The organism is Streptomyces sp. NPDC003691, from assembly GCF_053981115.1.
In genome coordinates this window covers 61,669-76,067 of sequence record NZ_JBSFNQ010000038.1, presented here as the reverse complement: position 1 = coordinate 76,067, position 14,399 = coordinate 61,669, and the positions used below count along the sequence as shown (strand labels likewise).

At 74.8% G+C, this 14,399-nt stretch carries 10 protein-coding genes; 4 read left to right on the top strand and 6 right to left on the bottom strand.

Going from position 1 to position 14,399, the window contains the following annotated elements:
- Positions 1-1,195 (bottom strand): BTAD domain-containing putative transcriptional regulator (locus tag ACWDR0_RS19360; protein ID WP_456352914.1); only part of this gene is annotated, 1,195 nt, incomplete at its 3' end.
- A 952-nt stretch (positions 1,196-2,147) separates the two neighbouring features.
- Between ACWDR0_RS19360 and nagB the strand changes: the two genes are divergently transcribed.
- Both nagB and ACWDR0_RS19350 read left to right on the top strand, forming a co-directional pair.
- Positions 2,148-2,930, top strand: a complete 783-nt coding sequence (gene nagB / locus ACWDR0_RS19355; RefSeq protein ID WP_456352913.1) for a glucosamine-6-phosphate deaminase — start codon at positions 2,148-2,150, stop codon at positions 2,928-2,930.
- 245 nt (positions 2,931-3,175) lie between these two features.
- Positions 3,176-4,717: a globin domain-containing protein gene (locus tag ACWDR0_RS19350; protein WP_456352912.1), complete on the top strand. Its 1,542-nt coding sequence runs from the start codon at positions 3,176-3,178 to the stop codon at positions 4,715-4,717.
- Here the strand turns inward: ACWDR0_RS19350 and ACWDR0_RS19345 are convergent.
- From ACWDR0_RS19345 to ACWDR0_RS19325, 5 genes are all read right to left on the bottom strand, one after another.
- Entirely contained in the window at positions 4,692-6,083 is a 1,392-nt protein-coding gene (locus ACWDR0_RS19345; RefSeq protein ID WP_456352911.1) for an NADP-dependent succinic semialdehyde dehydrogenase, read from the bottom strand. The two genes, ACWDR0_RS19350 and ACWDR0_RS19345, sit on opposite strands and share 26 nt — an antisense overlap.
- An 805-nt stretch (positions 6,084-6,888) precedes the next feature.
- Complete coding sequence (locus tag ACWDR0_RS19340) at positions 6,889-7,263, bottom strand: hypothetical protein (protein WP_456352910.1); 375 nt, start codon at positions 7,261-7,263, stop codon at positions 6,889-6,891.
- Positions 7,260-8,060 (bottom strand): DUF6629 family protein, encoded by an 801-nt coding sequence (locus ACWDR0_RS19335; RefSeq protein WP_456352909.1) that lies wholly within the window; start codon positions 8,058-8,060, stop codon positions 7,260-7,262. The genes ACWDR0_RS19340 and ACWDR0_RS19335 overlap by 4 nt, the downstream gene beginning before the upstream one ends.
- 21 nt (positions 8,061-8,081) lie before the next feature.
- A complete protein-coding gene (locus tag ACWDR0_RS19330; protein WP_456352908.1) occupies positions 8,082-8,876 on the bottom strand; it encodes a carbon-nitrogen hydrolase family protein in 795 nt (264 codons plus the stop codon).
- 377 nt (positions 8,877-9,253) lie between these two features.
- A complete protein-coding gene (locus ACWDR0_RS19325; protein ID WP_456352907.1) occupies positions 9,254-9,667 on the bottom strand; it encodes a VOC family protein in 414 nt (137 codons plus the stop codon).
- A gap of 600 nt (positions 9,668-10,267) precedes the next feature.
- On the opposite strand from ACWDR0_RS19325, the gene ACWDR0_RS19320 reads away from it, so the two are divergent.
- Both ACWDR0_RS19320 and scpA read left to right on the top strand, forming a co-directional pair.
- A complete protein-coding gene (locus ACWDR0_RS19320) occupies positions 10,268-12,160 on the top strand; it encodes a methylmalonyl-CoA mutase family protein (protein ID WP_456352906.1) in 1,893 nt (630 codons plus the stop codon).
- Positions 12,157-14,358, top strand: coding sequence for a methylmalonyl-CoA mutase (gene scpA, locus ACWDR0_RS19315; RefSeq protein WP_456352905.1), 2,202 nt, complete (start codon positions 12,157-12,159; stop codon positions 14,356-14,358). Before ACWDR0_RS19320 ends, scpA begins: the two co-directional genes overlap by 4 nt.
- Positions 14,359-14,399: the final 41 nt, after the last annotated feature.

The following is a 14,399-nucleotide window of genomic DNA, read 5'->3' as shown; positions in this document are numbered from 1 at the left end:
ACCCCGCCGCCGCACCCACCACATGCTCACAGTTGTCCACGATCAACAACATCCGCCGCGACCGGCAGTACTCCACCAACCGCACCAACGGATCGGCCACCGGTGCCGCGGTGGGGACCGCGAGGGGCAGTTCGCGGGCGCCGAGAGCCGCGAGTACGGCGTCGGCTACCGCGGCGGTCCCGCCGTCGTGCACCGGGGCGAGTTCGGCGATCCACACACCGTCCGGGTAGCCGGGGGCGGCCGCGCTGTTCCGGGTGTCCGCGACTTCCAGGGCCAGCCGGGTCTTGCCCGCGCCGCCGGGGCCGACGAGGGTGACGAGGCGCTGCGCCGAGAGTGCCGCGGCGACATCGGCGAGATCCTCGCGGCGGCCGACGAACGAGGTCAGACGCCCGGGGAGATTCCCGGGTACGGGCCGGGCCGCTGCCGCTGTCCCTGCCGGGGCGGGGACGGGGGCGGGCGGCCCCGCGAGCAGTTCGGTGTGCAGGGCGCGGAGCCCGGCGCCGGGGTCGGTGCCGAGCCGCTCCGCGAGGCGTAGCCGGACCTCCTCGTAGGCCGCCAGTGCCGCCGCCTCCCGGCCGCCGGCGGCCAGCACCCGGATCCACAGCTCCTGGAGGGGCTCGTCCAGGGGTTCGGCGGCGGCCAGGGCGGCCGCTTCGGGCAGGGCCCGGTCGGCTTTGCCGAGTGCGAGCGCCGCCGCGACCGCGCCGCGGCGGGCGTCGGTTCGGAGCCGGCGGGCGCGGACCGTGAGGGGGTCCCGTTCGCCGTCCGGGAGGTCCGCGAGGGGTGGGCCCTGCCAGAGGGCGAGCGCGTCGCCGAGGAGCCGGGCGGCCTCCGCGGGGCGCCCGGCCGCCAGCTCGGCGAGGCCGTGCGCGACGAGGTCCTCGAACCGGAACACGTCGATATCGTCCCGGGCGGCGACCAGCCGGTAGCCGCCGGGTGTCAGCTCCACCGCCTCCCGGCCGAGCTCCCGACGCAGCCGTCCGACCAGGGCCTGGAGGGCGGCCGCGGCCTCCCGGGGCGGCTCCTCCGCCCATACCTGGGCGACCAGCTCACCCGCTGGCACGGCCCGGCCCCCGGCGGCGGCGAGCGCGGTGAGCAGGGCACGGAGGCGGGCGCCGCGGGGGGCGACGGGGCGGCCGGAGGGGTCGGGCGGGAGGGCCAGGGAGGGGCCGAGCACCCGGTAGCGAATGATCACCCGCCCATTCTCCCGTGCGGGGCGCCCTCCGGGCGGGGTTGCGGTCCGAGGCGCCTCGGGCCGGGGTGCCGCTGGCGCCTTGACCGGGCGGGGCCCTTGCCGGTCCGGCCGCCGGTGCCGGGGGGCGCGGGCCCGGCGCCTCGCTTCCCGCCGGGGCGGCGGATGACCGCCGTAGCAGCGGGGACTGTTTTCCGACCGCGGGCCGTCGTGGGCCGTTCGCGCAGTTCCGCCCCCTACGCCTGGCGGCGTGGGAGGTGCCCCCACCTACGCCTGGCGGCGTGGGGGGACCCCCAGCGCCCTACCTCGCCTGGGGCAGCGGATGACCGCCGTAGCGGCGGGGATTGATTTCCGACCGCGGGCCGTCGTGGGCCGTTCGCGCAGTTCCCCGCGCCCCTAAAGACCCTTGCCCGGTCTTGTCAGGTGGGGGCCTGCGGGGAACAGAAAAGCTTGAGGGCGAGGGCAGGTCAGGGTTACCGCGGAGTGGGGTGCAGGGTCGCCCCCGCAGCGGACCTGCGACAAGACGGGCTCGCACGAGGGCAGTGCATCGCAGGCCGCGAGGAGGTGAGCCCGGAGGCCCACGACCCACCCGCACCCGACAAGACCCCGCACCTACCCCACGAAGCAACGGGACTCGACCACCCCCGAAGAACCCGCACCCCGCAAGGCGCGACCACCCCCAAGGGCCCGCGGCGCGCGAGGGGCGCACGACGCCGAGGCCCGGGGGGACCCGCGGCGCGCACGGCGCGACCACCCCGGGGAGCCCGCACCCCGCAGGGTGCGAACGCACCAAGAGCAGGGGGCGCGGGCCCCGGGAGACGGACCGGGCCAGGGCCCGGGGGCCGGGTGACCGCGCCGGAGGCGAGACAGCAGTGGCGCTCCACCTGTAGATTGGTCTACACCATTGCGCAGAGCGACTGCCATCCACCGTGCGCACACACAGACAGGGACTTCCGTGGAAGTTGTCATCGTTCCGGATGCCGCCGCCGGCGGCGAACTGATCGCCGAAGCCATGGCCGCCCTGCTGCGGCGCAAGCCCGACGCCCTTCTCGGGGTCGCCACCGGGTCGACGCCGCTGCCCGTCTACCAGGCGCTCTCCGCCAAGGTCCGGGCCGGTGAGGTGGATGTGTCCGGGGCCCGGATATGCCAGCTCGACGAGTATGTGGGGCTGCCCGCGGGGCACCCCGAGTCCTACCGCTCCGTGGTGCTGCGGGAGGTCGTGGAGCCGCTCGGCCTCTCCGAGTCCGCCTTCATGGGCCCGGACGGCGCCGCCGAGGACATTCCCGCGGCCTGTGCCGCGTACGACCGGGCGCTCACCGAGGCGGGCGGGGTGGACCTCCAGCTGCTCGGCATCGGCACGGACGGGCACATCGGGTTCAACGAGCCCTGCTCCTCGCTGGCCTCCCGGACCCGTATCAAGACGCTCACGGAGCAGACGCGCAAGGACAACGCGCGCTTCTTCGACAGCATCGACGAGGTCCCGCACCACGTGATCACCCAGGGCATCGGGACCATCCTGGAGGCGGAGCACCTGGTGCTGCTGGCCACCGGTGAGGCGAAGGCGGACGCCGTGGCGCTGGCGGTCGAGGGACCGCTGTCCGCTCTGGTCCCGGCCTCGGCGCTGCAGCTCCACCCGCACGCCACGATCGTGGCCGACGAGGCCGCCGCCTCGCGCCTCAAGCTCGGCGACTACTTCCGTGCCACCTACGCGGCCAAGCCCGCGTGGCAGGGGATCTGAGCCGTCGGTCGCGGACCGTTCGCGCCCCGTCCGGTCTCCACGGGAGACTCGTGGAAACCGGACGGCTTCGGCGCGTAACCGTCTTGACGCACCGGAGGGCCGCCGGGTGTATCGATTCTGTCCCGGCCGGAACAAATTCAGCGCGCAACCGCCCCTCTCGGCCCCGGGGTTGATACGGTGCGCTGGCCCGGCGCCGCCCGCGCGCGCCGGGCGGCGTGCGCACGTGCGGCCCCGGGGGGAACCACATGGACGACGACAGCGCCGGGCCGCCCGGCGCGCCCGGTGACGGGGCGGACGGCCCGACGGACGCGGACGGGTATCCCCACGCGTACGGACGGAGACCCGTCGAGGACCCCGACGACACCGAAGTGATCCGGGTGAGCCTGGAACGTGTCCGGCTGCGGTCCGGGCATATGATCCGGTACTTCTTCGCCCATCTCTTCCGTCATCAGCCTCATCTGCGCCCGCTGTTCCCGGCGGTGATGGACGATCAGTACGAGCGGATGTTCGCCGGTCTGGTCCATGTCGTGGAGCAGTTACGCCATCCCGGGCTGCCCGCGCATCTGGAGCGCCTCGGCCGGGACCACCGCCGGTTCGGGGTCGCCCTCGCGGACTATCCGGCGGTCGGGGCGAGCCTGGTGGCGGCGCTGCGTAGGCACAGCCCGGCCACCTGGGACGAGCGGACCGAAGCGGCCTGGTGGCGGACGTACCGGAGCATCACCGCGCATATGACGGCGGGGGCCCGCCGGGCGGCCGCGGCCGGGGAGCCCGTCTGCTGGGAGGCCACCGTCCTCTCCCACCAGCTGCACGGCGATCACACGGCCGTCATCCGGGCGGCGGTCCGGACGCCCTACCCCTGGCTGCCGGGCCAGTACGCGACGGTCGAGCACCAGGATCTGCCGGGGGTCTGGCGGCCCTACTCACTGGCGGGCGTCGCGGGCCGCGCCGAGCGGGAGCGGCTGCTCGAATTCCATGTCGGCCGGGTCTCCGGCGGACTGCTGAGCGGCGTGCTGTGCGATGCCACGCGGCCCGGTCACCGGCTGCGGCTGGGCCCGGCGTCGGGTTCGGCGATCGCCCCGCCGCCGGGCACCCCGGGCGTCACCCTGATCGCCGGGGGCACGGGCTGGGCCCCGGTCAAACCCGTACTCGACGAACTGCTGCGCCGACGCCCGGCACCGCGGATCCGGGTGGACGCGGTCGCCAGGGGCGAGGCCCACTTCTACGACGGGGCGTTTCTCGACGGGCTGCTGCGGGACCGTCCCTGGCTGAGCGCCTACTGGTGGTACCAGGAGCGCGGCGAGGGGCTGCTCAGGGCGGCCGAACGGCTCCACGAGCATCTGCGCAGCCGCCGGGACTGGGCCGGGGAGAGTGTCTATCTGTGCGGGCCGCCGGGCTTCGTCCAGGAGACGGCGGAGCTGCTGTTCTCGTGCGGGCTGCCGCCGGGGGCACTGATCCGGGACCCGCTGCCGTCGCCGGCCGGGCGGCGCGGGCATGTATCGCACGCGGAGGCGTTCCTCGATCCGGCGCCGGTGCAGTGGATCGACCCGGACGCCCGGATCGGCCCGCCGCGCGCCGGGGTGGGGGCCGGGGAAGCGGATACCTCCCCCGTCGCCTCCGGCCCTGATGGGGACGCTCGCGGGAACACGGCCACAGGAACGGCCGGGGACGGGAACGCGGTCGCCGTCACTCCGGTCGCCGGTGCCGCCGTGGCGCCGGACGGCCCGGCCGCGGCGGTATCGCGGCTGCTGCGGCCCGCGCCGCTCAGGGGCCGTACCAGAGCGTCGTGACCTCGCAGAACTCCCGGATCCCGTGGCCGGACAGCTCTCTGCCGTACCCGGACCGCTTGACTCCGCCGAAGGGCAGGGCGGGGTGGGACGCCGTCATGCCGTTGAAGAAGACGCCGCCCGCCTCGATCTCCCGGGCGCAGCGGGCCGTTTCGCGCTCGTCGCGGGTCCAGACGCTGGAGCCGAGCCCGAAGGGTGTGTCGTTGGCCAGGGCGATCGCCTGGTCGAGGTCGGTGGCGCGGTAGACCGTGGCGACGGGTCCGAAGGTCTCCTCCCGGTGGATGCGCATGTCCGGGCGGATGCCGGTGAGAACGGTGGGCTCGTAGAACCAGCCGCGGCCGGCACCGGACGGGCGGGCGGCGCCGCACAGGGCGCGGGCGCCGAGCGCCAGGGCGTCCGCCACGAGGACTTCGAGATCGGCCAGGCCGGACGCGGTGGCGAGCGGCCCGACGTCGGTGGTCTCCTCCAGCGGGTCGCCGACGACCAGCTCCCGCATCCGGGCGGTGAAGCGCTCGCAGAAGGCGTCGTGGACGTCGGTGTGCACGATGAACCGTTTGGCGGCGATGCAGGACTGGCCGTTGTTCTGGACCCTGGCGGTGACGGCGGTGTCGGCGGCCCGGCCGATGTCGGCGGAGGGCAGCACGACGAACGGGTCGCTGCCGCCGAGTTCCAGGACGGTCTTCTTCACCTCGTCGCCCGCGACGGCGGCGACGGCCCGGCCGGCGGGTTCGCTGCCGGTGAGGGTGGCGGCGGCCACCCGGGGGTCGCGCAGCACGGCCTCGACGGCGCCGGACCCGATCAGCAGGGTCTGGAAGCAGCCCGCGGGCCAGCCCGCGCGGCGGAACAGCTCCTCCAGGTAGAGGGCGGTCCGGGGCACGTTGGAGGCGTGTTTGAGGAGGCCGGTGTTCCCGGCCATCAGGGCGGGTGCGGCGAACCGTACGACCTGCCAGAGCGGGAAGTTCCACGGCATGACGGCGAGGACGACGCCGACGGGCCGGTAGCGTACGACGACCCGGGAGGCGCCGGAGTCGGCGACATCGGTGGGGGCGGGGTGCTCGTCGGCGAGGAGTTCCTCGGCCCGGGCCGCGTACCAGCGCATGGTCCGCGCGCATTTGGCGGCCTCTGCACGGGCCTGGGCGAGGGGTTTGCCCATCTCGGTGGTCATGGTGCGGGCGATGTGCTCGGTGTCCTCGTCGAGGAGGTCCGCGGTGCGGAGCATCAGCCGGGCCCGGTCGGCGAAACTGGTGACCCGCTGCCCCTCGAACGCCTCCCGGGCGAGGGCGATGCGCTGGTCGACCTCGCCGGAGTCCATCGGGTCGAAGGTGCCGAGCGTCTCACCCGTGGCGGGATTGACCGTGGCGATGGGCATGGTGCTCTCCTCCTGGGTACGGGGGCGTCCGCCGGACCGGAGCGTCCGCGGGACCGGGGCCACGTTCCGACCCTCGCGCGCCGGGGCTGCTTGCGCAACGCGGCGGGGCGCCTGCGGCGGGCGCGGCGTGAGCGGGGACCCCCGAAGCCCTGCATCCCCGGGCAGCGGTGGCTCGCCGTAACGGCGGGGAGTTGTCTGCCGCCTGCGGGCCGCCGGTAGCTTGTCGCGCAGTTCCTCCCCCTACGCCTGGCGGCGTGGGAGGTGCCCCCACCTACGCCTGGCGGCGTGGGGCCCCAGCGCCCCGCTTCCCACCCGGGGCGGCGGATGACCGCCGTAACGGCGGAGACTGTTCGCCGACTGCGGCCCGTCGTGGGCCGTTCGCGCAGTTCCTCCCCCTACGCCTGACGGCGTGGGGGGACCCCCAGCGCCCCTGCTTGCCCGTACCCATGCCCGAAAATGGTGCCACCCAGTGGGGAACGAGCTCCTCGGGGGCATGGGCAGGTCGGGGTTACCGAGGAGTGGGGTGCAGGGTCGCCCCCGCAGCGGACCTGCGACAAGACGGGGCTCGCACGAGGGCGGTGCATCGCAGGCCGCGAGGAGGTGAGCCCGGAGGCCCACGACCCACCCGCACCCGACAAGACCCCGCACCTACCCCACGAAGCAACGGGACTCGACCACCCCCGGGGAACCCGCACCCCGCACGGTGCGACCACCCCCAAGGGCCCGCGGCGCGCGCGAGGGGCGCACGACACCAAGGACCGGGGCCGCACCCCGCCAAGGCGCGACCGCGCCCAGGGCCCAGGGGTCAGGTGGTGCGGCTCAGGAGGCGTAGCTGGACGTCCTTCTCCTGGTCGCCGGCGGCCGAACCGCGCCGTTCCACCTCGAAGGCGGCCGTGAGGGTCTCGGTCATCCGGTCGACGGCCCAGTAGCCGCCCTGCATCTCGGCCTCCACCGCGTCGGTGAGCCGTACGGGTGCGGCCGGGGCGAGGGCGGTGGCGACGTCGAAGGTCGCCGTCCAGACGGTGGTATGGCCCTCGGAGACGTATTCGGGCCGGTCACCGGCCTCGCGGTCGCAGGCGTAGGCGCGGCGCAGGACCTCGAAGACGGCGTGCGCGTCCTCCTTGGCGGAGTTACTGATCGTCACCACGACGGGTTCGGCGTGCTGATCGGCGCTGTTCACGGCGGTCCCTTCTGCCGGCGGGGCTGCTGTCGGGTCTGCCGGCGGTGCTCCGGGACAGCCGCCCGGCGGGGGCTGTCATCTCCAGCCTTGCGCGCCCCGCCGTCCGAGGCGAATCGGCCCCCGGGGCCGGGACCGGGATCGCGCGGGCCCGGACCCGCCGGGGGGCCGGGCACGGGGCCGGGGTCGCGCAGCACCCATCGCAGGACGAGTACGGAGGCGACGGCGGCCAGGGCGCACCAGGTGGAGACGAACGCGGTGCGCCACAGCACGGCGCAGACCACGGCACCGGCGCCGGTGACGGCGCCCAGCAGCCGGAGGGTCGGGTCACGGCTGAGCAGCAGGGCGCCGACGGTGGCCGTGAGATAGCCCGCGAGGACGGCGGCCGGGGCGGGCAGCCCGACGGCGTAGCCGACGGTCCTGCCGTGGATCTCGGCTTCGACGCCGGTGGTGGCGAGCCGGTGGGCGAGTACGGCGGCGGTCGCGGCACCGGCGGCAAGGGGTACGGCGATCCGCAGGAGGTCGCCGGGCCCCCGGGGCCGGGGCCCGGCGACGGCGACCGCGAGGGGGAGGTAGAGGGGCAGCAGGGGCAGGGCGATCACCGCCCAGGCGAGGGTGGCGGGCCCGCTGCCGCCCCCGCCGTACCAGAGCACCGCTTCGATGATCTGGTGGGCGCCGAGCAGCAGCGGCAGGGCGGCCAGCGGCAGGTCCCGGGCACGGCGCGCCCGGGACACGCAGACGACGCCGACGGCCCCGACCGCGGTGCCCGCGGCAAGGTCGGCGGTGGCGCTCCAGCACACGGCGCCCGGCTCCCCGGCCCGCTATCCGAGCCTGCGGTTGGCCAGTACGGGCACGGCCCGGCGGACGGCGGTGACCTCGTCGGGGTCGATATCGGCGACCAGCAGCCCGGGGGCGGACAGCAGGCGTTCCCGTACGGTGCCGTCGGGTCCGACGACGGTGCTGTGGCCGATGCCGGTGGGGGCGCCCGGGGCGGCGGGGGCCCCGGTGGCGGCGGGGTCGGCCTGGTCGACCGCGGCGACCCAGAGGGTGGCGTCGAGCGCCCGGGCCCGTACCAGCAGGTCCCACTGCTCCCGCTTGCCCTCTCCGGCGCCCCAGGAGGCGGGCAGCAGGGACAGGACGGCTCCGGCGTCGGCGTGGGCCCGGAAGAGTTCGGGGAAGCGGACGTCGTAGCAGGTAGCGAGGCCGATCCGGACGTCGTCGACGTCGATGGTGACGATCTGCGACCCGGCGGAGACGGTGGCGGACTCGGTGAAGCCGAAGGCGTCGTAGAGGTGGATCTTGTCGTAGGCGGCTTCGACGCCGGGGCCGGTGGCGAGCAGGGTGTTGGTGACCTTGCCGTCGGCCGCGGGGGTGAACATGCCCGCGACGATCACCAGGCCGGTCTCCTTGGCGAGCTGCCGGACCTCGGTGGCCCAGGGGCCGTCGAGGGGTTCGGCGACGGGTGCCAGTCTGGTGCCGAAGCAGGCCATGGTGGCTTCGGGGAACGCCACGAGCCGGGCTCCGGCGTCGGCGGCGAGCCGGGTCTGTTCGCGGACGAGACCGAGGTTGCGGGCCGGGTCGGGGCCGGTGGTGAGCTGGCTCAGGGCGATGCGCATGAACGTCCCCCAGAAAAGTCGCGGTGCGTGCGGATGCCCGGTCCGGGCGGACCGGGTCTCGCCCTCCAGCATGCTCCCGCCGCTCCCCCGGTTCGACGCGGCCCCCCTCGACGGGGCGGCGGGTGTGTCCCGTCGGCCCCCGGGAGCCGTCCGGACGGCACTGCCCCATGAAGGTGTACCGGAAGGACGGCATCGCGCCCCGGCCCGAGCACCCCGGTGCGGCGGGCTGAAGGCAGGCAGAAGGCAGGCTGAACGCGGGCTGAAGGCGTGCCGCGCCCGCGCGGGGCCCGGTCCGGACCCCGGGCGGCGGCTCCGGAGACCGCAGAACACCCGCCTGATCCGCGCGGCCGGCGCGCGGCACGGCGCCGGGTCCGCCGTCACATCCCCGCCGCCTCCTGCCCCGGCTCCGGTGGCGGCCGCCGGGTACCGTCCGCGGGCCGCGGGGGCTGGTGGAGGCCGAACGGCGAGCCCTGGTCGTCGTGGCAGAGGGTGAACCGGCCGAAGCGGGCGGTGCTCTCGTCGTCCTGGCCGAGCTCGATGTCGTCGACGCTGCCGCCGAGTTCGGCGACCCTGACCAGCGCGGCAGCCATATCGTCGACGCGGAAGAAGATGTACGGGCCGGCGCCCGGATCGCCGCCGTGGATGCCGCCGGGCACATTGGGTGTGCGGACCGCGTGGCCGCCGCCCGTGCCGCCGGGCTCGAAGGACCAGCCGAACAGCGCCCCGTAGAACGCCCGGGCCCGGTCGGCGTCGGCGACGCCGAGTTCGACGAAGGAGATCTCACCGGCCATCGCGCGGCCCGCCTTCCCGCACCGGGTCAACACCGCGTGATGAGCGCCCGGGACCCTTCCACGGTAGGGGCGGGTACCGCTGTCCGCACCCCTAACGCGGGCGGCGGACCCCCCTGCCGCGGGCAGTGGTTCTTGACCACCCGGTGGCACCGGGCGAGGGTTGAGGGGCGGTCGCCGCCGGACATGTGTTCGCCCCGGTGGGGTACGGCCGTATGCGCAAGGCCGTCCCGTCGGCGCAGGGTCGCGACGCCGGGCCGTCGTCCCGTCCGCGTCGACCAGGCAGAGGTGACCCCCCTTGTTCGTTCCCTCCCGGTCCGGGGTGCCGGGCACGCCGCCCGGCCCGGTGCCGTCGTACGCCCGGGACGCGTCAGGCGGCTCCCGCACCCACGGCATCACCGCCGCTACCGGTACCACCGGCATCTCCTGTGTCTCCGGTATCCCCGGTGGCTCCGGCTGCGATACCGGCGCCGTCGCCACCACGGGTCCACGAACGCACCACCGGAACCCGGCACACCGGGGCAAGAGGGACCGTTCGACGGAGGGCAAGCTCACACTCTGTACATCTCCTGTACGTGTGTCCGGATGTCTTAGCATCCCGGCATGACCGTGCTCCCCGACCGGCCCCACGAGGGGTTTTCCCTGGCCGCCGACTTCCCGGACGCCGATTCCGGCGCATGGCGGCGCCTGGTCGCCGGTGTGCTGCGCAAGGCCGGCAAGGACGTCTCCGAGGAAGCGGCGGAGGACGCTCTCACCACTCTCGTCGAAGAGGGGCTGAGCGTCCGTCCGCTGCACACCGCGGACAACAGCCCCGACGGCGCGGGCTTCCCCGGCTTCGCCCCGTTCACCAGGGGCGGCCGCCCCGAGGGCGGCGCGGTCGCCGGCTGGGACGTACGGCAGCGCCATCAGCGGCCGGACCCGGCCGCGGCCAACGAGGCCGTACTCGCCGATCTGGAGCACGGGGTGACGTCCCTGTGGCTGGCCGTCGGCCCGTCCGGCGTACCGGTCTCCGGGCTCGCCGGTGCCCTGGAGGGCGTCCTGCTGGACCTTGCGCCCGTCGTCCTCGACGCGGGCGACGAGGTCGCGGAGGCCGCCGAGGTGCTCTTCGGCCTGTACGAGAAGGCGGCCGCCGGACCGGCGCCCGGCGGCAATCTGGGGGCCGATCCCTTCGGCCACGCGGCACGCACCGGGGTCTACGACGGCTTCACGGACCGGCTCGGCACGGCGGTCGGGCTCGCCCGGCGCTGCCACACGGGCGTGCCGGGCCTGCGGGCGCTGACCGTCGACGCCCTGCCGTACCACGAGGCGGGCGCCTCGGCCGCCCAGGAGCTGGGCTGCTCGCTGGCGACCGGGGTGGCGCTGCTGCGTGCCCTGACGGACGCCGGGCTCGGGATCGAAGCGGCCCTGGGCCAGCTGGAGTTCCGTTACGCGGCGGGCGCCGACCAGTTCCTGACGATCGCCAAGCTGCGCGCGGCACGCCGGGTCTGGGCCCGGGTGGCCGAGGCGTGCGGCGCCCCCGCCGCGGCGGGCGCCCAGCGCCAGCACGCGGTCACCTCGCCGGTGATGATGAGCCGCCGGGACCCCTGGGTGAACATGCTGCGCACCACGGTCGCCGCGCTGGGCGCCGGGGTCGGGGGCGCGGACGCCGTGACGGTGCTGCCGTTCGACCATGCGCTCGGGCTGCCGGACGCCTTCGCCCGCCGGATCGCCCGCAACACCTCCGTGATCCTGCTGGAGGAGTCGCACGTCGGCCGGGTGATCGACCCGGCGGGCGGTTCCTGGTACGCCGAGCGGCTGACGGAGGATCTGGCGCACTCCGCCTGGGAGTGGTTCCAGGAGGTGGAGCGGGCCGGGGGCCAGCTCGCCGCGCTCCGCTCGGGGCTGGTCGGGGAGCGGATCGGGGCCGTATGGGAGGACCGCCGGCGGCGGCTGGCGACCCGGCGGGAGCCGGTCACCGGCGTCAGCGAGTTCCCGCTGCTGTCCGAGGCCCCGGTGGAGCGCGATCCGGCGCCCGCCGCGCCGTCGGGCGGTCTGCCGCGGGTCCGGCGCGACGAGGCGTTCGAGACGCTGCGCGCCCGCTCCGACGCGCATCTGGCGGCCACCGGCGCCCGGCCGCGGATCTTCCTGGCGGCCCTGGGCCCGGCGGCCGCGCACACCGCGCGCGCCGGTTTCACGGCAAACCTGTTCGCCGCGGGCGGCATCGAGCCGGTGCACGACCCGGTGACGGTGGACGCCGGTTCGGCGGCGGCCGCGTTCGCCGCCTCCGGCGCGGAGCTGGCCTGTGTCTGCTCCAGCGACGCCCTCTACGCCGAGCAGGCGGCCCCGGTGGCCGCGGCGCTGAAGGCGGCGGGCGCGCGCCGGGTGTATCTCGCCGGGCGCCCGGGCGAGCTGCGGGAGACGTACGAACGGGCCGGGGTGGACGAGTTCGTGGTCGCCGGCGGCGACGCGGTGACCGTGCTCACCCGGGCCCTCGACCTGATCGGAGTGGCCCCGTGACCATCCCCGACTTCACCGGCGTCCCGCTGGGGCCGGGCGCGCGGGCGGCCGGTGACGACGACCGCTGGCGGGCCGCCGTCAAGGAGTCCTGCGGCCGGGACGCGGACGACCTGGTGTGGGAGACCCCGGAGGGGATCCCCGTGAAGCCCCTGTACACGGGGGCCGATCTGGCCCCGGTGGACTTCCTGGGCACGTATCCCGGTATCGCGCCGTATCTGCGCGGCCCGTATCCGACGATGTACGTCAACCAGCCCTGGACGATCCGGCAGTACGCCGGGTTCTCCACCGCCGAGGAGTCCAACGCCTTCTACCGGCGGAATCTGGCAGCCGGTCAGAAGGGTCTGTCGGTCGCGTTCGACCTGCCGACCCACCGCGGGTACGACTCGGACCACCCCCGGGTCACCGGTGATGTCGGGATGGCCGGGGTCGCCATCGACTCCCTCTACGACATGCGGCAGCTCTTCGACGGCATCCCGCTGGACCGGATGAGCGTGTCGATGACGATGAACGGCGCGGTGCTGCCGGTTCTGGCGCTGTACATCGTGGCGGCCGAGGAGCAGGGGGTGGCGCCGGAGCAGCTGGCCGGGACCATCCAGAACGACATCCTCAAGGAGTTCATGGTCCGCAACACGTACATCTATCCGCCGAAGCCGTCGATGCGGATCATCTCCGACATCTTCGCCTTCACCTCGCGGCGGATGCCCCGCTACAACTCCATCTCCATCTCCGGGTACCACATCCAGGAAGCCGGGGCGACGGCCGATCTGGAGCTGGCGTACACGCTGGCCGACGGGATGGAGTATCTGCGGGCGGGGATCGCCACCGGGCTGGACGTGGACGCGTTCGCGCCGCGCCTTTCGTTCTTCTGGGCAATCGGCATGAACTTCTTCATGGAGGTCGCCAAGCTGCGGGCGGCCCGGCTGCTGTGGGCCAAGCTGGTCCGCTCCTTCGAGCCGAAGAACGCCAAATCGCTGTCGCTGCGCACCCATTCGCAGACCTCCGGCTGGTCGCTGACGGCGCAGGACGTGTTCAACAACGTGACCCGGACCTGTGTGGAGGCGATGGCCGCCACTCAGGGCCACACCCAGTCGCTGCACACCAACGCGCTGGACGAGGCGCTGGCGCTGCCGACGGACTTCTCGGCGCGGATCGCCCGCAATACGCAGATCCTGCTCCAGCAGGAGTCCGGGACGACCCGGGCGATCGACCCGTGGGGCGGCAGCGCCTACGTGGAGCGGCTGACGTACGACCTGGCGCGCCGTGCCTGGCAGCACATCGAGGAGGTCGAGGCCGCGGGCGGGATGGCGCAGGCCATCGACGCGGGCATTCCCAAGCTGCGGGTGGAGGAGGCGGCGGCCCGTACCCAGGCGAGGATCGACTCGGGCCGGCAGCCGGTGATCGGGGTGAACAAGTACCGGGTGGCGTCGGACGAGCAGATCGAGGTGCTGAAGGTCGACAACTCGGCGGTCCGGGCGCAGCAGATCGACAAGCTGCGGAGGCTGCGGGCGGAGCGCGACGAAGCGGTCTGCCGGGACGCGCTGCGGGCGCTGACCGCGGCCGCGGGCGCCGCGCCCGGCCCGGGGCTGGAGGGCAATCTGCTGGCGCTGGCGGTGGACGCGGCGCGGGCGAAGGCGACCGTCGGTGAGATCTCCGACGCCCTGGAGGCGGTGTACGGGCGGCATTCGGGGCAGATCCGTACCATCTCCGGTGTGTACCGAGGTGAGGCAGGGCAGTCCCCGTCCGTGGCGCGGACCCGGACCCTGGTGGACGAGTTCGAGGAGGCGGAGGGCCGCCGTCCGCGGATCCTGGTCGCCAAGATGGGCCAGGACGGCCACGACCGCGGCCAGAAGGTGATCGCGACCGCCTTCGCGGACCTGGGTTTCGACGTGGACGTCGGCCCGCTGTTCCAGACGCCCGAGGAGGTGGCCCGGCAGGCGGTGGAGGCCGATGTGCATATCGTCGGGGTGTCGTCGCTGGCGGCGGGTCATCTGACGCTGGTACCCGCGCTCCGGGAGGAGCTGGCGGCGCAGGGCCGGGAGGACATCATGATCGTGGTGGGCGGGGTGATTCCGCCGCAGGACGTGGCGACCCTCCGCGAGGCGGGCGCGGCGGCCGTGTTCCCGCCGGGGACGGTCATCCCGGACGCGGCGTACGACCTGGTGACCACGTTGGGCGCCGCGCTGGGCCACGCCTCGTGAGGCCGGATCCGGGGGTGTGCACCCCGCGGCGCGGTCCGGCG